The sequence below is a fragment of the Corallococcus exiguus genome, assembly GCF_009909105.1.
Taxonomy (GTDB): Bacteria; Myxococcota; Myxococcia; order Myxococcales; family Myxococcaceae; genus Corallococcus; species Corallococcus exiguus.
Genome location: NZ_JAAAPK010000010.1, coordinates 283,141 through 302,349, shown reverse-complemented (window position 1 = coordinate 302,349; position 19,209 = coordinate 283,141). Strand labels below are relative to the sequence as shown.

20 protein-coding genes are annotated in these 19,209 nt (G+C 69.5%); 13 read left to right on the top strand and 7 right to left on the bottom strand.

Annotated features, from left to right (window positions below):
• Positions 1 to 6 precede the first annotated feature (6 nt).
• Positions 7 to 597: a class I SAM-dependent methyltransferase gene (locus tag GTZ93_RS32160; protein WP_139920565.1), complete on the top strand. Its 591-nt coding sequence runs from the start codon at positions 7 to 9 to the stop codon at positions 595 to 597.
• On the opposite strand, the gene GTZ93_RS32155 is transcribed toward GTZ93_RS32160, so the two are convergent.
• A complete protein-coding gene (locus GTZ93_RS32155) occupies positions 555 to 842 on the bottom strand; it encodes a hypothetical protein (RefSeq protein ID WP_139920563.1) in 288 nt (95 codons plus the stop codon). The genes GTZ93_RS32160 and GTZ93_RS32155 overlap by 43 nt on opposite strands.
• A gap of 94 nt (positions 843 to 936) precedes the next feature.
• Positions 937 to 1,437 carry a DUF1579 domain-containing protein gene (locus tag GTZ93_RS32150; RefSeq protein ID WP_139920561.1) on the bottom strand — a complete coding sequence of 167 codons (501 nt, stop codon included), beginning with the start codon at positions 1,435 to 1,437 and terminating at the stop codon, positions 937 to 939.
• A 120-nt stretch (positions 1,438 to 1,557) separates the two neighbouring features.
• On the opposite strand from GTZ93_RS32150, the gene GTZ93_RS32145 reads away from it, so the two are divergent.
• Complete coding sequence (locus GTZ93_RS32145) at positions 1,558 to 2,601, top strand: NAD(P)-dependent alcohol dehydrogenase (protein ID WP_139920559.1); 1,044 nt, start codon at positions 1,558 to 1,560, stop codon at positions 2,599 to 2,601.
• 52 nt (positions 2,602 to 2,653) lie between these two features.
• Here GTZ93_RS32145 and GTZ93_RS32140 read toward each other — a convergent pair whose 3' ends face one another.
• Positions 2,654 to 3,220, bottom strand: a complete 567-nt coding sequence (locus GTZ93_RS32140; RefSeq protein WP_120576971.1) for a TMEM165/GDT1 family protein — start codon at positions 3,218 to 3,220, stop codon at positions 2,654 to 2,656.
• A gap of 367 nt (positions 3,221 to 3,587) precedes the next feature.
• Between GTZ93_RS32140 and GTZ93_RS32135 the strand changes: the two genes are divergently transcribed.
• Positions 3,588 to 3,842, top strand: coding sequence for a ribbon-helix-helix domain-containing protein (locus tag GTZ93_RS32135; RefSeq protein ID WP_120576958.1), 255 nt, complete (start codon positions 3,588 to 3,590; stop codon positions 3,840 to 3,842).
• A 166-nt stretch (positions 3,843 to 4,008) separates the two neighbouring features.
• Positions 4,009 to 4,482, top strand: coding sequence for a hypothetical protein (locus GTZ93_RS32130; protein WP_139920577.1), 474 nt, complete (start codon positions 4,009 to 4,011; stop codon positions 4,480 to 4,482).
• A 13-nt stretch (positions 4,483 to 4,495) separates the two neighbouring features.
• Here GTZ93_RS32130 and GTZ93_RS32125 read toward each other — a convergent pair whose 3' ends face one another.
• Positions 4,496 to 5,569 (bottom strand): lysylphosphatidylglycerol synthase transmembrane domain-containing protein, encoded by a 1,074-nt coding sequence (locus GTZ93_RS32125; protein ID WP_139920557.1) that lies wholly within the window; start codon positions 5,567 to 5,569, stop codon positions 4,496 to 4,498.
• Positions 5,570 to 5,725: 156 nt separating this feature from the next.
• Complete coding sequence (locus GTZ93_RS32120) at positions 5,726 to 5,929, bottom strand: DNA gyrase inhibitor YacG (RefSeq protein ID WP_120576956.1); 204 nt, start codon at positions 5,927 to 5,929, stop codon at positions 5,726 to 5,728.
• Positions 5,930 to 5,981: 52 nt separating this feature from the next.
• Between GTZ93_RS32120 and GTZ93_RS32115 the strand changes: the two genes are divergently transcribed.
• Together GTZ93_RS32115 and GTZ93_RS32110 are read left to right on the top strand one after the other, a co-directional pair.
• Positions 5,982 to 6,983, top strand: coding sequence for a magnesium transporter (locus tag GTZ93_RS32115; RefSeq protein WP_139920555.1), 1,002 nt, complete (start codon positions 5,982 to 5,984; stop codon positions 6,981 to 6,983).
• Positions 6,984 to 7,017: 34 nt separating this feature from the next.
• Positions 7,018 to 8,007: an NAD(P)H-quinone oxidoreductase gene (locus GTZ93_RS32110; protein ID WP_139920553.1), complete on the top strand. Its 990-nt coding sequence runs from the start codon at positions 7,018 to 7,020 to the stop codon at positions 8,005 to 8,007.
• Positions 8,008 to 8,012: 5 nt separating this feature from the next.
• Here GTZ93_RS32110 and GTZ93_RS32105 read toward each other — a convergent pair whose 3' ends face one another.
• Entirely contained in the window at positions 8,013 to 8,441 is a 429-nt protein-coding gene (locus GTZ93_RS32105) for an MmcQ/YjbR family DNA-binding protein (protein ID WP_139920551.1), read from the bottom strand.
• An 86-nt stretch (positions 8,442 to 8,527) separates the two neighbouring features.
• Here GTZ93_RS32105 and GTZ93_RS32100 point away from each other — a divergent pair, with 86 nt between their 5' ends.
• Together GTZ93_RS32100 and GTZ93_RS32095 are read left to right on the top strand one after the other, a co-directional pair.
• Positions 8,528 to 10,075 (top strand): serine/threonine protein kinase, encoded by a 1,548-nt coding sequence (locus GTZ93_RS32100; protein WP_161663183.1) that lies wholly within the window; start codon positions 8,528 to 8,530, stop codon positions 10,073 to 10,075.
• Positions 10,076 to 10,136: 61 nt separating this feature from the next.
• Complete coding sequence (locus tag GTZ93_RS32095; RefSeq protein WP_139918649.1) at positions 10,137 to 11,174, top strand: agmatinase family protein; 1,038 nt, start codon at positions 10,137 to 10,139, stop codon at positions 11,172 to 11,174.
• A 4-nt stretch (positions 11,175 to 11,178) separates the two neighbouring features.
• Here GTZ93_RS32095 and GTZ93_RS32090 read toward each other — a convergent pair whose 3' ends face one another.
• A complete protein-coding gene (locus GTZ93_RS32090; RefSeq protein ID WP_139918648.1) occupies positions 11,179 to 12,186 on the bottom strand; it encodes a hybrid sensor histidine kinase/response regulator in 1,008 nt (335 codons plus the stop codon).
• A gap of 257 nt (positions 12,187 to 12,443) precedes the next feature.
• Between GTZ93_RS32090 and GTZ93_RS32085 the strand changes: the two genes are divergently transcribed.
• The 5 genes from GTZ93_RS32085 to GTZ93_RS32065 all read left to right on the top strand — a co-directional run bounded on the left by GTZ93_RS32085 (position 12,444) and on the right by GTZ93_RS32065 (position 19,189).
• The gene (locus GTZ93_RS32085) at positions 12,444 to 13,784 is read left to right on the top strand and encodes a trypsin-like peptidase domain-containing protein (RefSeq protein WP_121751329.1); all 1,341 of its coding nucleotides are present in this window, start codon (positions 12,444 to 12,446) and stop codon (positions 13,782 to 13,784) included.
• A gap of 53 nt (positions 13,785 to 13,837) precedes the next feature.
• Positions 13,838 to 15,781 (top strand): protein kinase domain-containing protein, encoded by a 1,944-nt coding sequence (locus GTZ93_RS32080; RefSeq protein ID WP_139918646.1) that lies wholly within the window; start codon positions 13,838 to 13,840, stop codon positions 15,779 to 15,781.
• Between the two features lie 162 nt (positions 15,782 to 15,943).
• Positions 15,944 to 16,315: a YccF domain-containing protein gene (locus GTZ93_RS32075; protein WP_139918645.1), complete on the top strand. Its 372-nt coding sequence runs from the start codon at positions 15,944 to 15,946 to the stop codon at positions 16,313 to 16,315.
• Between the two features lie 184 nt (positions 16,316 to 16,499).
• Positions 16,500 to 18,002 (top strand): hypothetical protein, encoded by a 1,503-nt coding sequence (locus GTZ93_RS32070; protein WP_257979181.1) that lies wholly within the window; start codon positions 16,500 to 16,502, stop codon positions 18,000 to 18,002.
• Positions 17,999 to 19,189 carry an ARPP-2 domain-containing protein gene (locus GTZ93_RS32065; protein ID WP_139918643.1) on the top strand — a complete coding sequence of 397 codons (1,191 nt, stop codon included), beginning with the start codon at positions 17,999 to 18,001 and terminating at the stop codon, positions 19,187 to 19,189. The genes GTZ93_RS32070 and GTZ93_RS32065 overlap by 4 nt, the downstream gene beginning before the upstream one ends.
• Positions 19,190 to 19,209: the final 20 nt, after the last annotated feature.

Genomic DNA, 19,209 nt, shown 5'->3' with positions numbered 1-19,209 from the left:
CGCGCCATGTCCCAGGAGGATCGCCAGCGCTGGAACGACAAGTACCAGCAGGCCACCGCGCAGCGGGAACCATCCGCCTTCCTCCGCTCGCTCGAGGACCGGCTGCCTCACGCGGGCCGGGCGCTCGACCTGGCCGGAGGTGCGGGACACGACGCGTGCTGGCTCGCGAAGCGCGGGCTGGACGTCACCCTGGTGGACATCTCCGACGTGGCGCTGGAGCAGGCGGAAGCACTGGCGCGCGACGCGGGCGTGACACTCACGCGCCTGCGTTTGGACCTGGAGACCGAAGCACTGCCGCCCGGTCCGTTCGACCTGGTCGTGTGCTTGAACTACCTCTGGCGGCCACTCTTCGCCGCCGTGCCGAAGATCCTCTCACCGGGCGGGCTGTTCGTCTTCGCCCAGCCCACCCGGCGCAACCTGCAACGCCATCCGCACCCGTCCGCGCGCTTCCTCCTGGAGGAGGGCGAACTGCCCACCCTGCTCCAGGGGCTCCAATCCCTCTCATCCACCGAGGACTGGACGGACGCCGGACGTCACGAGGCGCGGCTTCTGGCTCAGAAGCTCCAGCACGTCGCGGACGGCGTGCGGCCGCAGTAGGACGCGCCATGCGCCTGGCACTCGCCGTAGTAGAGGATGCCGGGCTCGTAGAGGAACCAGGGACCGTTGGCGGTGCACCGCACGGAACAGCGGCGCGCGCCGGCGTCATAGCCCTCACAGAGTCCCTGCTCGGAGGTGGCCAGCGACGGCGTCGGCTCGCTCGTCCCCTCCTCCGTCTCCACTCCGCCACAGGCTGCGAGGAGGGTACCGATGGCGAGGCTGGCGAAGAGTGTCTTCAGGTGCATGGGGTGGGCGCTGGGTGAGCACCGGCGGAAAGCGCGCGGCGCCGGGCAGTGATACATCAGCCGCCCGGCCCATCCCAGACACCTCGGGCGCCCTTCAGCTCCGGCGCTTGTACTGAAGTTCAATGGCTTTCTGCGGTGCTTCACCCGGCTCGATGTTGAAGTGCGTGATGACCAGCGCATCCGGACCGGTCCACTCGATGTCCACGCGCCAGCCCCAGCGGGGCGACTGCTCACCGGTGGAGTAGCTGCCGGTAACGGAGAAGCGGTCGCTCACCCCGGCCTCTCCCTGCAGGCCCATGATGTCCGTGCCGACGTGGAAGGTGTCCACCCACGACATGGTGAACTGCTTCCCGTCCAGGTGATGGCCCAGCGTCGCGATGCCGGACAGCGGCTTGCCCCCAAAGGAGGACGTGTACTCGTACACCACGAAGCGGCCGTCGAGCACGCTCCGGAAGGTGCCGGTGATGGGCGACTCATCCTCCACCTTGTCGGGCTGGAACCACGTGCGCGCGACGCCCTCCCACGTGCCGACCAGACGGGAGAGGAGGTGATGGGGACCCGCGGACAGGGATTGCTGCAGACGTTCCTGGCTCATGGGCGCGGAGTCTCTCCGACGCTCCCCGGGCAGGTCCACTTGTCCTGACGTTCACCCGGCACGGTGGACCCGGCGTCGCTAAATTGCCGCCCCTACTTCGTTTCCCATCAGGAGCCTTCCTTGCCCTCGACCCCTGCCTATGCCGCACCCAGCGCGAAGGCCGCGCTCGGCCCCTTCACCGTGGAGCGCCGCGAGCCGCGTCCCCAGGATGTGCTCATCGACATCCAGTACTGCGGCGTGTGCCACTCCGACATCCACCAGGCTCGCGACGAGTGGGGCGGCGCCCTCTTCCCCATGGTCCCGGGCCACGAAATTGTCGGCAAGGTGTCCCAGGTGGGCAGCGCCGTCACCACGTTCAAGGTCGGTGACGCCGTGGGCGTGGGCTGCTTCGTGGACTCGTGCCGCGAGTGCCCCCAGTGCCTCGCGGGCGACGAGCAGTACTGCGAGCGCGGCGCGGTGAACACCTACAACAGCCGTGAATACGACGGCCAGCCCACCTACGGCGGCTACTCCACGCACATCACCGTGGACGCGAAGTACGTGGTGCGCATCCCGGAGGGCATCCCCCTGGACCGCGCCGCGCCGCTCCTGTGCGCGGGCATCACCACGTACTCGCCGCTGCGCTATTACGGCGTGAAGGCCGGCAGCAAGCTGGCCGTCGTGGGTCTGGGCGGCCTGGGCCACATGGCCGTGAAGCTGGCCAAGGCGATGGGCGCGGAGGTGACGGTGCTGAGCACCTCGCCTTCCAAGCGCGACGACGCGCTCGCCCTGGGCGCCACGCATTTCGAGGCCACGTCCGACAAGGCGACGTTCAAGAAGCTGCGGCGGTCCTTCGACTTCATCCTGGACACCGTCTCCGCGCAGCATGACTACAACGCCTACCTGAGCCTGCTGAAGACGGACGGCACGATGATCATCGTCGGCGCGCCGGAGACTCCCACGCCGCTGGCGGCCTTCTCGCTCATCCCCCGCCGGCTCAAGCTGGGCGGCTCGATGATTGGCGGCATCCGTGAGACGCAGGAGATGCTCGACTTCTGCGCCAGGCACCAGGTCGCCTCCGACGTGGAGGTCATCCCCATCCAGAAGATCAACGAAGCCTACGAGCGCATGCTCAAGAACGACGTGCGCTACCGCTTCGTCATCGACACGGCGAGCCTGAAGTAGTCCTCACCGCGAAGCCCCGGCGTCCCTGCACGCCGGGGCCCTTCGCGAAGCCTCAGCCGCGCCAGGCCGTCCAGAGCGACACGAGGCCGAAGAGGAAGAAGAGCGCGGCGGTCACCCACCGCACGTACTTCATGTTCACCCGCCCGGACAGCCGATCGCCCAGGAACACCGCGAGGCCGTCCGACACCAGCATCCCCGCCGTCGTCCCCAGCGTCACCAGCACCGGCGCCTGGTAGCGCGCCGCCACCGCCATGGTGGCCAGCTGCGTCTTGTCCCCCATCTCCGCCATGAAGAAGAGCGCCACCGTGGTGAGGAAGGCGCCGAAGCGAGGGGGCTTTCCGCCGTCGTCATCCAGCGTGTCGGGCTTGAGCGTCCACAGACCGAAGCCCAGGAACAACACCGCCAGGACCAGCGCCATCACCCGCGCGGGGACGTGCGTGGACACCCACGTGCCCACCGATGACGCCAGCGCGTGGTTGGCCACCGTGGCCACGAAGATGCCGCCCAGCACCACCCACGGCTTGCGGAACCTGGACGCCAGCGAGAACGCCAGCAGCTGGGTCTTGTCCCCCATCTCACTGGCGGCGACGAGCACGAATGAACCGACGATTGCTTCCAACGACACGATGGCACCCCATCCCAGTTCCTGGCGCGGAGGATGTCGTGGGGTGGAGCGCTTCAGGGAGGAGCGCGCACGACGGACCTCGGCCAGGGAGCGTTATCCCTGTCCGAAGGTCTCGTTCGTCTCGCGCGCTTCACGAGATGGGGGCCCGGGCTGTCACCAGCCAGTGTGTCGAGCGCCCCTCCGCCCCTGTCTGCCGGGCGGGAACTACTCCCCTTACGTAGATGCGCGAGTAACAGCGCACCGGGTTCCAAGTCAACCCGGCCCGTCGCGTGTTCCTTTTTTTGACGGCACGAGAGGCCGACCCCCTAATGCCCACGCCAGGTCGGTAGCGGCCTGTAGCAGCATTCCTGGAGGAAGCCCGATGCAGGATGGAAGCGCCAGCCCGCTGAGCCCCGACGCTCCGTCGTCCCCGCCCGCGGTGGAACCCGGTGAGGTCCGAAGCCCCGAGGCCGACATCGTCTCCACCCATGTCCTCGTTCCCGAGGAGCAGGTGCACAAGCTGCGCGAGCTGGCGCGGCGCACCCGCATCCACCAGAGCGAGTACCTGCGTGAGGCCGTGGAGGACCTGCTGTCCAAGTACGGCCGCATCCCCGCCAAGACAGAGGGCGAGTCGTGAGCGGCCCCCTGCTCCGCCGCCGTGCCCGCCTGCTGAGTGAGCGGCTGTGGCGCTGGCTGGAGCAGGAGCTGTAATCCTCCCGTCATCGCCTCCAGGCCCACCTGGAGCGGTCCGGGAGGAACACGCTAGGGTGGATCGCCTCTCCTTCCAGGAGCCGCGCCCCTTGATGCGTCCCTCCCTGCTGTCCGCGATGCTCGCGCTGGCCACCACCGGCTGCGCCACCCCCGGCTTCGAGAAGCTCTACCCCGGCATGACGGCCGCCCAGGTGGCGGACACCATGGGCAGGGGACCGGCGCGGGCGCAGGAGTTCGCGGACGGTTCGGCGGCCTGGTATTTCGACGAGGACCACTGCGTGCTGATGCGCGACCACGTGCTCGTGGCCAAGTCCACCACGGAGACGCGCACCGCGGTGCACACGCCCGTGGCCTCGCTGAAGGACTCCACCAAGGCCTGGTGCGGCCCGCCGGGCACCGACGGCAAGCACGAGCAGCGCATCGAGACGCCCTTCGGGACGTTCAAGGGCACCGTGGATCCCGCCGCCGTCACCGAACAGGTGAAGAACAGCGTGCGCGCCCAGCAGGTGCCTCCCGCGTCCCCGCCAGCGACCGACGGAGGGCAGGCCACCCAGCCTGCCCCGTAGCGACGAAAAGGCCTCAGGCCGCCGACGAGCGGGTGACCGAGGTGTCGTCGTCCTTCTTCATGTTCCCCGCCAGCTCGCGGAAGGACATGTGGCTGATGGACAGCAGGACGAGGCCGATGACGATCTGCTGCAGCGTCTGGCACAGCCACAACACGTTCGCGTAGGCGAGCCCGTGCGCGTTCACCATCGCGGCGGGCATGAACAGCCCCAGGCCCACCTTGGTGGCGGCCTGGAAGGTGCCCATCATCCCGGGCGCGGCGGGGATCATCACGCCCACCACCAGCACGCACATCACGATGTAGGACTGGAACAGCGACAGGTGCATGGGCTCGCAGGCCGTGCCCGCCGCCGCGCCGGAGCAGTCGAAGGCGCGCGCGAGCAGCGCCATGCCCAGGCCGTTCAGGCCCCAGTAACCGAACGTGTAGAGGAAGAAGAGGGCGATGTGCTTGCGGTCGGGGAGCTGGCGCATGGCCCCCACGAAGGTGTCCACGACGTCCGCCACCTTGTCCGCGACGCCCGGCGAGAAGCGGCCCACGGTGGCGCGCACCAGCCGCACCGTGCGCTCCTGCTGCCACAGGCCCAGCAGGAGGAACATCAAGCCGCCGCCGAACACGGCGAACATCAGCCACGCGCCCAGCTTCACGTACCGGACCTCGGGGGTCTCCGTAGAGACGAAGAAGAGCAACACGCGGAACATCGCCGCGACGAAGAGGCCGTCCACGATGCGCTCCAGCACCACGGATGTCATGGCCGCGCTGCGGCGGATGGAGCTGCGCTGGGCGATGAGGAAGGGCCGCGCGAACTCACCCAGCCGGAACGGCAGCACCAGCAGCATCATGAAGCCGATGCCGGACGCTTCGTTCAGCTTGCGGAAGGGGATGTGCTCCAGGCCCGACAGCAACGCTCCCCAGCGCAGCGCCCGGAAGACGTGGATGAAGCACAGGCACACGAAGTACGGGAGGATCCACGCGTAGTTGGCCGCCTTGAGGCTGGCGAGCTGCGTGGACACATCCGTGTCCCGGAAGGCCCACCACATGAAGGCAACTGTGACGAGCAGGCTGGCGATGAGGTTGACGGCGCGTTTCACGGCAGGCGGGTATAGCGTCACTCTCCCCGCGACTCCAGCGGCACGCCCATCCCCTGCCCTCCGGGGCGCACGGGCGCGGGCCTTCCGGTGGCACGCTCCCCTGCCCTGTCGTTCAAGCGGTCCGGGAATCTTCCAGCGGTGGACGGCGGCAACGGCTCAGGCGTCGTGGCGGCGCGGCTCGCCGTCGGAGGGGAGCTCGTCCTCCTGCTGCTCGGCCTGACGGTCGGGCACGCGGTACTCCTCACCCAGCCAGCGGCCCAGGTCGACGGCGCGGCAGCGGCGGGAGCAGAAGGGATGGGAGGTGTTCTCCGGCCGCGGAGGCACGGGCTTCTGACAGATGGGACACGGCGTGAGTGGCATGGCGGATGGAGTCCTAGATAAGCCTTGACGCTCCGGCGGGCCAGGACGTTTCGTGCCCCGACTCGTGCAGATGCCCCCGGAGACTGCTCACACGCTGTTGCAGGGCGACCGGCTGTCCCGGGACTTCACCTCGGTGGGCGTGGAGGACACGGTCGCCCAGGCGCTGGAGAAGCTGCGCGCCCACCCCGGCACGGGGGAGATCTTCTACTGCTACGCGTGCGACCCAGCTGGCCGGCTGGTGGGCGTGGTGCCCATCCGCAAGCTGATCCGCGCGACGCCCGACGAGCGCATCGCGTCGCTGATGTTCACGCGGGTGGTGAAGCTGCCGCTGGACGCCTCCGACGCGCTGGTGGAGGACTTCTTCGTCACCTACCGCTTCCTGGCCTTCCCGGTGGTGGACGCGGAGGGGCGCATCGTGGGCGTGGTGGAGATGAACCAGTTCGTGGACGCGTTCTCCGACACGCTCTTCGACGAGGTGGAGGGCCGCGTGCGCGACGAGGTCTACCGCTTCGTGGGCCTGCCCAAGGGCGAGGCGCGAGAGACGCGGCCCGGGCGCATGGCGCTCAAGCGCTTCCCGTGGCTGCTCGTGAACATCGCCGGCGGGTTCCTGGCGGCCACGACGACGCGGCTGTTCGAGCGCACGGTGGCGGAGCTGGTGGTGGTGAGCGCCTTCATCCCCATGGTGCTGGTGCTGTCGGAAAGCCTGGGCGTGCAGACGACGGCGGTGGCCGCGTCGATGGTGACGCATGGCGAGGTGGACCGGAAGGTGGTGGCGCGCGAGGTGCTGGCCGCGAGCCTGGCCGGGTTGATGGCGGCGGCGGTGGTGGCGCTCCTGGGGCGCATCTATTCGCCGGGGTTCGGCTTTCCCCTGGCGCTGTTCGTGGCGGTGACGGTGTCCGCCACGTTGGCGTCGTGCCTGGGCGGCGTGCTGCCGTTCCTCTTCAAGAAGCTGAAGGTGGATCCGCACCTGGCGTCGGCGCCGCTGGTGCTGGCGGTGTCCGACAACGTGACGCTGCTGGCGTACTTCGGATTGGTGACGCGGTTGTTGTTGTAGCGGTGGCGGGTCTTCACGCGGAAGGAGGCGGGTCATGAAGGTCGTGCGCATCACGAAGCCAGGCGGTCCGGAGGTCCTCGCGTTCGACGAGCGGCCGGAGCCGGTGCCGGGGCCCTACGACGTGCAGGTGCGGGTGCGGGCGAGCGCGCTGAACCGGGCGGACCTGCTCCAGGTGCGCGGGGCCTATCCACCGCCGCCGGACGTGCCCCAGGACGTGCCGGGCCTGGAGTACGCGGGTGAAGTGGTGGCGGTGGGTCCGCGCGCACGCAAGTTCCAGCCGGGCGACCGGGTGATGGGGCTGGTGGGCGGCGGCGCGTGGAGCGAGGTGATCACCACGCACGAGCGCGAGGCGCTGCGCATGCCTCGCGGGCTGGACTTCGCGGACGCGGCGGCGCTGCCGGAGGCGTATCTCACGGCGTATGACGCGCTGGTGCTTCAGGCGGACCTGAGGCCCGGGGAGACGGTGTTGGTGCACGCGGTGGCGAGCGGCGTGGGTTCCGCCGCGGCGCTGCTCTGCCGGGCCATGGGCGTGCGGGTGGTGGGCACGGGCCGGAGCGCTGAGAAGCTGGCTCGGGCCAACGAGTGGGGCGTGAGCCAGACGGTGCTGTGTGAGAGCAACCCGCCGGTGTTCGCGGACGCGGTGCTCGCGGCGACCGAGGGCCGGGGCGCGGACGTGTGCCTGGACCTGGTCGGCGGCACCTACCTGCCGGAGTCGGTGAAGGCCATGGCGCCCCGAGGGCGGCTGATGCAGGTGGGCTCGGTGGCGGGCGCGCGCGCGGAGTTGGACCTGGGTCCGGTGATGCGCAAGCGGCTCACGATCAAGGGGACCGTGCTCCGCAGCCGGCCCGCGGAGGAGAAGATGCTGCTCACGCAGGTGGCGGAGCGGCAGCTGTTGCCCCTGTTCGACTCCGGCGCGCTGAAGGCCGTGGTGGACGCGGTGCTGCCCATGACGGAGCTCCGCTCCGGGTTGGAGCGGATGGCGGGCAACAGCACCGTGGGCAAGATCGTCGTTCGCTGGGACTGAAGCCGCTACACGCTTCGCTTGCGGGCGGGAGCCTTCTTCACCGCTCGCTTGGGAGCAGCCGCGGCGGGCTCCAGCGCCTTGAGCACCTTGGCGGAGGCGCACCGGCGCCAGGCCTCCTGGAGCAGGACATGCAGCAGGCGCCGATTCACGGTCCTCAGACGCACGATGACCATGGGCCAGTCCTGGTAGTGCGGCGTCACCTTGAACATGTCTGGTTTGGAATCCAGCAGGGCCTCGCGGTGGTCGAAATCCACCTTGATGACGATGGAGTCGTCATCCAGCACCCGCGCGAAGAGCTTGTCGCTCACCCGGAACCCGGGCGTTCCGTAGGAGGGGCGCTCCTCCGTCGAAGGCAACGCCAGCGCCATTTCGCGCACGTCGTCCACCGTGAGCCCGCCCTTGCGCTTCGCCACCGTCTTCTTCCGGGTTGCCATGTGTGTCCTTTCCGTCACGTTGACACCTGGACTGCTGGGGATGCCGGAGTTTCCGGCCTTCGTCTCCCTTTGCTACCGTGACCCGGGTGAGCGCGACGCAGCCTCTCCCCTTTGGCCGTTACGAGCTCCTGGAGCGCCTGGGCGCCGGGGGAATGGCCATGGTCTACCGGGGGAAATACACGGCGGGCCCCGGCATCACCAAGACCGTCGTCATCAAGCGCGTCCTGGGCGAGTACGCGGACAACCCCGCCTTCGTCGAGATGTTCCTCAACGAGGCGCGCATCTCCGTGGGGCTCAACCACGGCAACATCGTCCAGGTCTTCGACTTCGGCCAGGTGGAGGGCGAGTACTTCCTGGCCATGGAGTTCGTGGACGGCCAGCCGCTGTCCCGCGTGCTCAAGCAGCTCAAGGCCCGGGGAATGCCCTGGATGCCCGCGCCGCTCGCGGTGAGCACCGTCATCGAGCTGTGCCGCGGCCTGCACCATGCCCATACCCGCACGGATGAACAGGGCGAGTCCCTGGGGCTCGTGCACCGGGACATCTCTCCCGACAACGTCCTCGTGAGCTACGAGGGCGAGGTGAAGGTCTCCGACTTCGGCATCGCCAAGGCGCGGCTCGCGGGGCGGCCGGAGACGGAGGTCGGGGTCGTCAAGGGCAAGTACTCCTACCTGGCACCGGAGCAGCTCAAACAGTGGCCCGCGGACGCGCGCGCGGATGTCTACGCGGTGGGCGTCGTCCTGTTCGAACTGCTTTGTGGCGAGCGGCCCATCACCGGCAACGAGCTGGAGATCTTCCAGCGCGCCACCGAGGGCCGGCACACGCCAGCGCGCAGCCTCAACCCGGGCCTGGATGAGGACCTGCTCTCCATCCTGAAGCGGGCCCTCATGCCCTCTGCGGACGAGCGCTACCGGAGCGCGGAGGCGCTGCAGCAATCCCTGTCGGATTGGCTGGGCTCGCATGCGCCGCGCCTCCCCACCCATGCCCGGAAGCTGTTCATGGCGTGGTGCTTCCAGGAACAGCTGGCCACCCAGCACCGGCCCGTCTCCATTCCAGAGACCTTCCTCCGGCAGCTCCAGACCTGGCGCGACGAACGGCTGCTGGCCAGTCGCGCCATCGTGGACGCCGAGTCCACCCCGCCGTCGTCCGCGATGCACGAGTGGCCCGTGCTCCCCGCGGAGCTGGTTCCCCCAAGCCCGCCCCGGGTTCCCCAAGACGCGCCCGAGGAGAATCCTCCCCCCGTGCCGCCTGAAGTCCTGGCCAGGCCCCGCTGGAGTCACCACTGGCGCAACGGCATCATCATGGGAGGCGGTGCCTTGCTCGGCGTGCTGGTGCTGACGTGGGTCATGCGCTCGGGCGAGCAGCACAAGCAATCCTCCGATGTGGCGGACGCGGCCTATTCCAAGGGCAGGGCCTTCCTCGAACTGGGGCGGCCCGCGGACGCCCTGTCCTCGTTTCGCGATTGCGTGGAGGCGGAGCCGGACAGGGGTGCGTGCCGGTTCGCGCTGGCCAACACCTACGAGAACCTGGGACGGGTGAAGGAGGCGCGGAAGGAGTACGACCTCTACATGCGGTTGGGAATCCAGGGGCCCAACTCGGACCATGCGCGCAAGTTCATGAAGGCCTTTCCCCCCTGAGGGCAGCCAGGCGCCACCGAAGCCATTGCGCCCCGGGAGCGGAACCGTATCCTGCGCCGCCATGGCTACCCACTTCGACCCCGCCGCCGCCGCGCAGCCGGGCTCCGGCATCTTCGGCCTCCCCCACTCTCCCGACGAGGCCCACGTCGTCGTCATCCCCGTGCCCTTCGAGGCCACCACCAGCTACGGCGGCGGCACGTCCGACGGCCCCGCCGCCCTGCTGGAGGCCAGCAAGCAGGTGGACCTCTTCGACGTGGAGACCGGCCGGCCCTACGAGCGCGGCATCGCCATGCTGGAGGCTCCCGCCGAACTGCACACGTGGAACGAGCGCGCCAAGGAGCGTGCCCTGCTCGTCATCGAAGCGGGCGGCATCGAGTCCGGCGAGGCCGAGTTGCTCGCCGCCGCGAAGGACGTGAATGGCTTCAGCGAGAAGCTCAACGACCACGTCTACCGCACCGCGAAGCAGTGGCTTGAGCAGGGCAAGCTCGTGGCCGCCGTGGGTGGCGATCACGCCATCTCCTTCGGCATCGTCCAGGCCCACGCGGAGAAGTACCCCGGCATGGGCGTGCTGCACCTGGACGCGCACGCCGACCTGCGCGTCGCGTACGAGGGCTTCACCTGGTCGCACGCGTCCATCTTCTACAACGTGTGCGAGCGCATCCCGGGCGTGAAGACGCTGGTCCAGGTGGGCCTGCGCGACATGAGTGAGAACGAGCACCGCTACATCGAGGACTCCGGCGGCCGCATCCACGCCTTCTACGACGCCGTCCTCCAGCAGAACCGCTTCGACGGACTGCCCTGGAACCAGCAGGTGAAGCAGATCGTCGACAAGCTGCCGCAGCAGGTCTACCTGTCCTTCGACATCGACGGCCTGGACCCCGTGCTGTGCCCGAACACCGGCACCCCCGTCCCCGGTGGCCTGTCCTTCCCGGAGGCCACCGCGCTCGTCGCGGGCGTCGTGCGCTCGGGCCGCACCATCGTCGGCTTCGACCTCACCGAAGTGGCCCCCGACCCGGAGGGCAGCGAGTGGGACGCCAACGTAGGCGCCCGCCTGCTCTACAAGATGATCGGCTGGATGCTGAAGTCGCAGAAGGCCTGAGGCATCAGGCCACGCGCGGCAGTGACACGCTGAACGTCGCGCCCTGCCCGGGGCGCGACTCGGCGGAGAGCGCGCCGCCGTGCAGCTTCGCCAGCTCCGAGGCCACGTAGAGCCCCAGCGCTTCTCCCTGCGCGGGGCCCTCCGGGAAGGGCTGGAACAGCCGGGGCAGCTCCGCTTCGGGGATGCCCGGCCCCGGGTCGCTCACGCGCACCAGCACCTGCTCCGGGGACGCCTTCAATTCCACGCGCACCCCGCCCTGCCTTGCCGCGTTCGACAGGAGCACGTCGAACACCTGCTCCAGGCGCTCCGGGTCGAAGCGCAGGCCCACCGCCTCCGGGGGCACCGTCACCTCCACCGGCACGCCCGGCCCCGTGGTGCGGCACCGCGCGACGGAGGCCTCCAGGGGCTGGCGCAGATCTCCCTCCACCGGCCGCAACGTCACGCTGCCGGAGCTCAGACGGGCGGCGTCCTGGAGGTAGCGTCCCATCCGCTCCAGCGACTGGAGCTGCGCGCCCAGCGCCTCCACCGCGCTCTTGCCCGGTGGAGGCAAATCACGAAGCGTGCGCAGCTGATCCCTCGCGGCCTCCAGCGGGCCCTGGAGCGACTGCGCCACCCACCGGCTCAGCGCCTCCACGGGCGTGGCGGGCCCCGGGGGCACGGCGGGGGCCTTCTCCAGCACGTCGTGGACCAGCGCCTCGAAGTCGGTGATTTCAAAGGGCTTGTTGAGGAACGCGGACGCATCCGGCGAGCCCTGCTGGAGCACGGCGCTCAGGAGGATGATGGGCACCTCGCGCAGGCCCGGCTCCTGCTTCAGCCGGCTGCACAGCTCCATGCCGCTCATGCGCGGCATCATGTGGTCCGTCACCACCAGCCGCGGCCGGTGGACTCTCGCGAGCGCCAGGGCCTCCTCGCCATCCCTCGCGCGCACCACGTCGTGCCCCAGGTCCTCAATCACCTGGCTCAGGACTTCCAGCACCGCGGGTTCGTCATCCGCGACCAGGACGAGACTCATGCGCAACCGCTCCCAAGGCCCCCGCGGGCAGCCAGCAACACGCCGCGCCGGGACTCCCAGGGCTGCCCTTGCTCCCCCAACGCCGCAATCGGCCCAGGGCAAGGACGTTCTGCCTGAAAGTGCGTTCGATCACGGCCGCACCATCTGGTCTATGAAGAGCGGGACGCCGCTTCCAGACACCCAGGGAATGGCTGAGGCCTTCCCGACATTCAGACTGTCTTCCGGGAGACAATTCCCGGCGACGTACGGAGGAAGGCATGAGGGCAGCACACATCCGGTGGGGGCTCTTGCTGTGGGGGCTCGTGCTGGCGCTCCCGGCGCACGCGGACCTGTCCCGGCGCCGCAGCGACGTGGTGGAGGTCGTACAGAAGGTCTCCCCGGCGGTCGTCTACATCGGCACCGAACAGGAGGTGGAGTCGCGCTTCCGGGGCCGGCCCCGCTCACCGCTGGAGGAGTTCTTCGGCCAGGGGATGGCGCAGCCGGAGACGCGCCAGCGCATCACCGGCCTGGGCAGCGGCGCCATCATCGACCCGTCCGGCATCATCGTCACCAACGACCACGTCATCCGGGGCGCCTCCGCCATCCACGTGGTGCTCGCGGACGGGCGCACCTTCGACGCGGAGGTGGTGGGCAGTGACGCGAACAACGACCTGGCGGTCCTCAAGGTCAACGCGAAGGAGCCCCTGCCCACCGCGAAGCTGGGCACCAGCAGTGACTTGATGATTGGCGAGACGGTGGTCGCCATCGGCAGCCCGTTCGGCCTGAGCAAGACGGTGACCGCGGGCGTGGTGTCCGCCACGGGCCGCACCTTCCGTGCGGACGACCGCGTCTACAACGACTTCCTCCAGACGGACGCGGCCATCAACCCGGGCAACTCCGGCGGGCCGCTGCTCAACGTGGACGGAGAGATCATCGGCATCAACACGGCCATCTACGCCAACGGGCAGGGCATCGGCTTCGCCATCCCCGCGGACAAGGTGCGGCGCATCGTGGAGGAGCTCACGCGCTTCGGGAAGGTGCGCCCCGCGTGGGTGGGCATGGACACGGCGGACCTGCCCTCGCAGGTGGCCGCGCGGCTCGGGTGGGACCGCACGTACGGCGTCATCGTGACGAACGTGGATCCGGACAGCCCCGCCGCGCAGGCCGGTGTGCAGCGCGGAGACGTGGTCGCGGAGCTGGGCGGTTCGCGCATCCAGGACGCGGAGGATTTCGACTCGCGCGTGCGCGGCTACCCTGCCCGCTCGGTCTTCCCCTTGGTGCTCTTCCGAGCAGGCGGCAACCGCACGGTGCAGGTGACGCCGGTCGAATTTCCAGCTCGCCTGCTTGAGAACCTGGCGTGGGAGAAGCTGGGACTACGAGTGAAGGAGAGCAAGGGCGGGATGGCGATTGCGTCCGTGCGGCAGGGGTCGGCTGCCTCGGAGATTGGGCTGGAGCCGGGGGACGTGCTGTTGCGGATGAACAATCAGCCTGTCCCAACGGGTGACACTTTCCGTGAAGCCCTGCTGACAGCGCGACGGGGACGTAGCGTGCTGTTGCTCGTGCGGCGCGGGCGCTACGGCTACCACCTGACGCTGCCTTTCGCCGGGCAGCGAATCTAGGCGCGACCCGGGGATTCCAGGATCGACGGGAAGGGCACTAGCATGCCGTTCCCATGAGTTCGCCTCGCTATCAGTCACTCGGCCCCCTCCTTGCCGGAGAGGGCTCGCGTGCCTTCCTCGGACTGTCGATTGAGGAAGGCGCCACGCCCCGCCCCGTGGTGCTCATCTGGGCACCGCCTGAAATCGCGCAGAACCCGGAGCTGGTGGCGCGCCTGGAGCGCGAGACGAACCGCGCCATCGTCTTCGAGCACCCGAACATCCTGCGCGTGCACGGCCTGGAGAAGCTGGACGGAGGCCTGGCGCGCGTCACCGAGTTCGCGGACGGTGAGCCGCTGCGGCGCGTGCTGGAAGCGAACCCGCGCATGACGCCGGGCTTCGCGGCGCTGGTGGTGGCGGACGCGGCCATGGGGCTGCACTACGCGCACGTGGCGGGCAACGACGACGGTTCGCCGCTGGTGCACGGAGACATCCGGCCCGAGACGCTGATGGTGTCCTTCAGCGGCTACACGAAGGTGACGGGCTACGGCGCGCTGTCCGTGGCGCCGCGTGAGCGCGGTGGCAAGCGCGTGAAGAACCGCCGCGCGTACACGTCCCCGGAGCAGCTGTTGGGCGGGCGCGAGGCCGTGAACGTGCAGTCGGACGTGTTCCTGCTGGGCCTCACGCTGCACGAGTGCCTCACGGGGAAGATGCCGTTCAAGGAGTCGGCGGATCCGGACAAGGCGGTGCTCAACCGCGCCCTGCCCCCGATGCCGGCGGACGTGCCGCTGAAGCTGGATGCCGTCGTGCGGCGTGCGACGACGAAGCGGGCGTTGGAGCGCTATTCGTCGGCGCTCGCGTTCCGCGAGGCGCTGGTGGATGCGATTGGCAAGCTGCCGACGCACGAGGAGTTCGCGGAGCACCTGGCGAAGCTGTTCCCGCCGGAGGCCGAGGCTCGCGCGGCGCGGCGGGCGACGATTGAGAAGGGCATCGCGGAGGCACTGGCGAAGGCGGGCATGCCGACGCCGCAGATCGCGGAGATCATCGCGAACGGCGCGGGGCTCGCGGAGCCCGTGAAGAGCAAGGTGCCGGAGTTCTCCTCGGCGGAGAGCAGCAAGCCGGCGCCCGTGCAGGCAGTGGCCGCCGCGCCGCAGGCTTCCGCGCCTGTGCAGCCCGTGGCGACGGTGGCGCAGACTCCGGCGCCTGTGCAGACCGCACAGAGCACTCCTGTTGCGGCCCCGGTGCAGAGCGCTGCCCCGAGCACCGCGATCCCGGCCACGGCACAGACCGTAACGCCCTCCCCTGCTCCGACTGCATCCACGGAGACGCGGCCCGCGGGCCCCATCTTCGGTGGCGCGGCGAGCCCCACGGTGCAGGCGGTGGCCGCGCAGAAGCCTTCACGCTCCTGGGTGCCGTTCGTGGTGGGCGGTCTCGTGCTGACGCTCGGCGCAGGCGCGGTGATCGTCCAGCGCCAGCTCCAGGGCACGATGACGGTGGAGACGTTCGACGCGGGTCTGCCCATCGTCGTGGCGGAGCCCTTCGACGCGGGCATCGAGGACGCGGGCGTGGACGCCGGTGTGGACGCGGGCCCCGTGATGGGCATCCTGGACCTCACCGTGGAGCCCCGCGTGGAGGTTACGCTCAACAACGCGCTGCTGGGCCGCACGCCGCTGTCCGCGTCGCTGCCGCCGGGCAAGCACCTGCTGACCTTCACCAACGGCGCGCTCGGCATCTCCGTATCGCGCACCGTGACGGTGGCCCCCACGGGCCGCTCCGCCTACCAGTTCTTCCTCAACAAGGCCTTCATCAACGTGCGCGGTCCCGCCGGCGCCAACGTCTCCGTGGACGGCAAGCCCGTGGGCACGGTCCCCGTGGAGGAGCTGGACGTCTTCGAGGGCTACCACCGACTCAACGTCACCGTGGGCCCGTCGCACTGGCAGAAGACCTTCACCATCGAGCCCGGCCAGCGCGTCAACTTCGACGTGGACTTCCAGGAGCCGCAGGAGGCCGCGGAGGAGTAGGCGCCGGTTGGCGGGACGCCTCCACGACGGGGCTCGGGGATGGACAAACACCCCGCGCCCTGGCTCAAGCGATAGCAGCGCGCGCGGCTCCTGAAATCGAGGCCTGGCGAAATTCAGGCAGGCGCATGTCATCGACTGACGACTCCAACGTATAAGCCGATCATGAACCTGCTTCTGAACCTGGTGTGGATCATCTTCGGCGGAGGGCTGGTGCTCTGCCTCGAGTACCTGTTGGGTGGACTGGTGCTCTGCCTCACCCTCGTCGGCATCCCGTTCGGCGTGCAGTGCTTCAAGATGGCCGGCCTCGCGCTGATGCCCTTCGGCAAGGACATCGAGGACCTTCCCAGCGCAGGCGCGATGAGCTTCGGGCTCAACATCGTCTGGGCACTCTTCGCTGGAATCTGGATCTTCCTCACCAACGTCGTCATCGGCGTCGGCCTGGCGCTGACGATCATCGGCATTCCGTTCGCGCTGCAGCACCTCAAGCTCGGAATGGTCGCGTTCGCTCCATTCGGCAAGCGCATTCGCGGCTGAACGCCCCCTCCACCCGGCTCCTCGCGCGTGTCAGTCCGCGGACGTCTGCTGCGTCATGCTACGGTGGCGGGTGCCGCTCGCGGGACTGTGATGCGATTTCCGAACCGGGCCTTTGGAGCTTGACTAGCTAATCGTGTCCGCCCTCCCCGAGCGGCGCTCCCGCCTCAGGAAGGGTGAACCTTCGATGGACATCGTGGGAGCACGTGCCGAGCAGGTCGCCCGTGAGGACCTGGTCATGTTCGTCAACGCGTGCTTCTCGTGCACCGGGCAGCGCGAGTTCTACAACGACGGGCGCGGGCAGGCGGTGTCCATCGAGTTCCTGCACGCCTACATCCTCGGCAACTACCGCCGCCTCTACACGCGCACCCTGGCCGCGGGCATCAACCACTTCAACCAGGCGCAGATCATCCTCAACCTGCTGGCGAGCGGGAAGCAGACCCCGTCCGCGGACCGGCACGAGGAGGGCGCGCTCATCGCGGCGGCGCTCCGGGCCCTGCCTCCCCAGCGGGCCTACCGGGTGCTGGACGTGCTGCGCGAGCGGCGCATCAACAACCGCCGCTCCCGCGCCATCGTGCGCGAGTTCCTGAAGGGGCGCGCGGACCTGCACTTCGACGCGGTGAAGTACCGCTCCAAGCTGCGCGCCGCCGTGGCGCATACCCACCTCAAGCTGCCCGGAGAGCTCAACCCCTTTCTCTTCCACGGCTGGCGAAAGCGCGTGTTCCAGGCTCCCCTGCTGGAGACGTTCCGCAAGGCCCACTACGACGCCTCCGCCCTCTTCGAGCTGCCCTACACCGTCGCCGAGGGGCTCGCCGCGAAGCACCAGCTCCCCCGGGACGTCTTCCTGCGGAAGATCGAGCCGCGCCTCACCGCCGCCGAGAGGCTGCGCTTGCAGGGCTCGGCCACGCGCGCCCAAGGGGCCATCGCCCTCGACCTGGGGCGCACACCGCTCACCCGGCTGGCGCTCTACGTGCTCTCCCTCCCGCTGGAGGTGCGACGGGAGCGGCTGGCGGAGCTGCACACCGCGCTCGAGCAGGCTGCGGTGAACAGCCTGCGCCGGGCCTCGGTGCCCCTGGGCCGGGTGGCGGCCGTGCTGGACAACAGCTACTCCGCCTCGGGCTCGAGCGAGAAGCGCCGTCGGCCCCTCGGTGTGGCGCTCGCGGCGCACTACCTGCTGGCCGCCACGGCGCGCGAATACCGCGCTTTCTGGATGCATCCTCCCGAGCACCCCCTGCTCTCGCGCGCCCGGGGGCAGACGGACCTCGCCACCCCGCTGCTGGACGCGCTGGACTGGATGCCCGAGCTGGTGGTCGTCGTGTCGGATGGCTACGACAATGATCCCCCCAACGCCGTGGCCGAGGTCACCCGCCTGTTTCGCACGAAGCTGGATCCCGCCCGCCGCACCACCATCATCCACGCCAACCCCGTGTTCGCCTCGGAGCTCTACGCGCCCCGGGGGATCGGGACGCACGTGCCCACCGTGGGCGTGCGGGACGCGGAGGACCTGCCCACGGTGCTCGGCTTCGCGCGCTTCGCCGAGGGGGCCTCTCCCCTGGCGGAACTCGAGGACTACCTGGCGGCGCGCGTGCGGCGGATGCTCGAGCACTCGCCCCGAGGCCACGCCGGGACCGAGCCCCCAAGGGCCCGCTCCGAGCTCCCGGAAGAGTCGCTCGACGAGGAGGTGGCATGAAGGAGGGAGGCAAGAGCGCGGTGCGGCGGCTGCCCCTCACGGGGCTGCGGCTCGCGCCCTCGCAGGTCTGGGGGAGCATCCGCCTGGTGCCCGTGCTGCGCGATGACATCCCCGGAGACCTGCGCATCACCCGCAGGAGCTACGACGAGGACGTGAGCGTCGTGTCGCTCCAGGGCGGGTTGATGGAGCCCGGGCTCCATTACGTGTCCTACGTCCCCCATGGCCTGGTGGTGGACTGGGACGACAAGGGCGCGGCGGTGACCCCCGAGACCCGGCTGCGCAAGCCGGAGGCCAAGGAGGGCAAGAGCCTCAAGCACGGGCCCTTCTCCTCAACACGGGTGCTGCACCGCATGGTGCACCGCGAGGACAAGAACCGGCTGCGGCTGTTGCCCATGCACCTGACGATGGAGGGCTTTCTCGCGCTGTATTTCGGCGGGCCGCAGGTGGCCTGGAGCGAGTACTCCCAGGAGGCGCTCTCCCAGGGGCTCAATCCCCGGAGCGAGTGGACCTCTTCGGGTTGGGCCAGCGCGGCCTTCGCGGAGGCGCTACGCATCTTCGAGCTGCACGAGCGCCAGGTGGGCGTGCTCATCTTCCAGGCGGACGCGCTGCTCTCCTGCGCCATCGTCTCGCACCCCGAGGACTACCGCGCCCTGCACCGGGCCCTGCTCGAGGACTTCTACGGGGATCTGCTCGTGCAGTACGGCTTCCTGGGAGACGTGCCCGTGCTGGGGACAGGAGTGGAGGATGCGAGCGTGAACTCGATGAGGGACCTGAGGGCCGCCATCGAGCGCATGCGCGCGGACTGGGCGGACTTCATGGGCTTCATGGCCGAGGGCATCATCGGCGCCGAGGTGATCACCTCCCCCCTCTACGAGGCGGGCCCCTTCCACCTCCAGCGCTTCATCACGGGCTTGTCGCCCTCGGAGGAGAACCACATGGGCGAGGCCATCCTGCGCGGCGACGGCACGGTCGAGTACCTCAAGACCTACCGGCTCTCAGCGGCGCAGACGCGCCGGGCCTATCTGCTCAAGCAGCTCGCGCAGGGGGGCTGGAGCCTGGAGCGCACCGCCGAGCATCTCAAGACGACCCGGGACGAGCTCATCGTCCGGCTGCGCAACGCGGGCTTCGGCTACCTGCTCAAGGAGCACGTCCTCAAAGCGGCCGAGACCCGGCACGCGCGGCGCTGAGCGCTACGCCGGGGCGTGAA

Coding starts and splice junctions, on each gene's coding strand:
- GTZ93_RS32160 (WP_139920565.1), top strand. CDS start 7: ATGTCCCAGGAGGATCGCCAGCGCTGGAACGACAAGTACCAGCAGGCC.
- GTZ93_RS32155 (WP_139920563.1), bottom strand. CDS start 842: ATGCACCTGAAGACACTCTTCGCCAGCCTCGCCATCGGTACCCTCCTC.
- GTZ93_RS32150 (WP_139920561.1), bottom strand. CDS start 1,437: ATGAGCCAGGAACGTCTGCAGCAATCCCTGTCCGCGGGTCCCCATCAC.
- GTZ93_RS32135 (WP_120576958.1), top strand. CDS start 3,588: ATGCAGGATGGAAGCGCCAGCCCGCTGAGCCCCGACGCTCCGTCGTCC.
- GTZ93_RS32130 (WP_139920577.1), top strand. CDS start 4,009: ATGCGTCCCTCCCTGCTGTCCGCGATGCTCGCGCTGGCCACCACCGGC.
- GTZ93_RS32120 (WP_120576956.1), bottom strand. CDS start 5,929: ATGCCACTCACGCCGTGTCCCATCTGTCAGAAGCCCGTGCCTCCGCGG.
- GTZ93_RS32110 (WP_139920553.1), top strand. CDS start 7,018: ATGAAGGTCGTGCGCATCACGAAGCCAGGCGGTCCGGAGGTCCTCGCG.
- GTZ93_RS32105 (WP_139920551.1), bottom strand. CDS start 8,441: ATGGCAACCCGGAAGAAGACGGTGGCGAAGCGCAAGGGCGGGCTCACG.
- GTZ93_RS32095 (WP_139918649.1), top strand. CDS start 10,137: ATGGCTACCCACTTCGACCCCGCCGCCGCCGCGCAGCCGGGCTCCGGC.
- GTZ93_RS32090 (WP_139918648.1), bottom strand. CDS start 12,186: ATGAGTCTCGTCCTGGTCGCGGATGACGAACCCGCGGTGCTGGAAGTC.
- GTZ93_RS32085 (WP_121751329.1), top strand. CDS start 12,444: ATGAGGGCAGCACACATCCGGTGGGGGCTCTTGCTGTGGGGGCTCGTG.
- GTZ93_RS32080 (WP_139918646.1), top strand. CDS start 13,838: ATGAGTTCGCCTCGCTATCAGTCACTCGGCCCCCTCCTTGCCGGAGAG.
- GTZ93_RS32075 (WP_139918645.1), top strand. CDS start 15,944: ATGAACCTGCTTCTGAACCTGGTGTGGATCATCTTCGGCGGAGGGCTG.
- GTZ93_RS32070 (WP_257979181.1), top strand. CDS start 16,500: ATGGACATCGTGGGAGCACGTGCCGAGCAGGTCGCCCGTGAGGACCTG.
- GTZ93_RS32065 (WP_139918643.1), top strand. CDS start 17,999: ATGAAGGAGGGAGGCAAGAGCGCGGTGCGGCGGCTGCCCCTCACGGGG.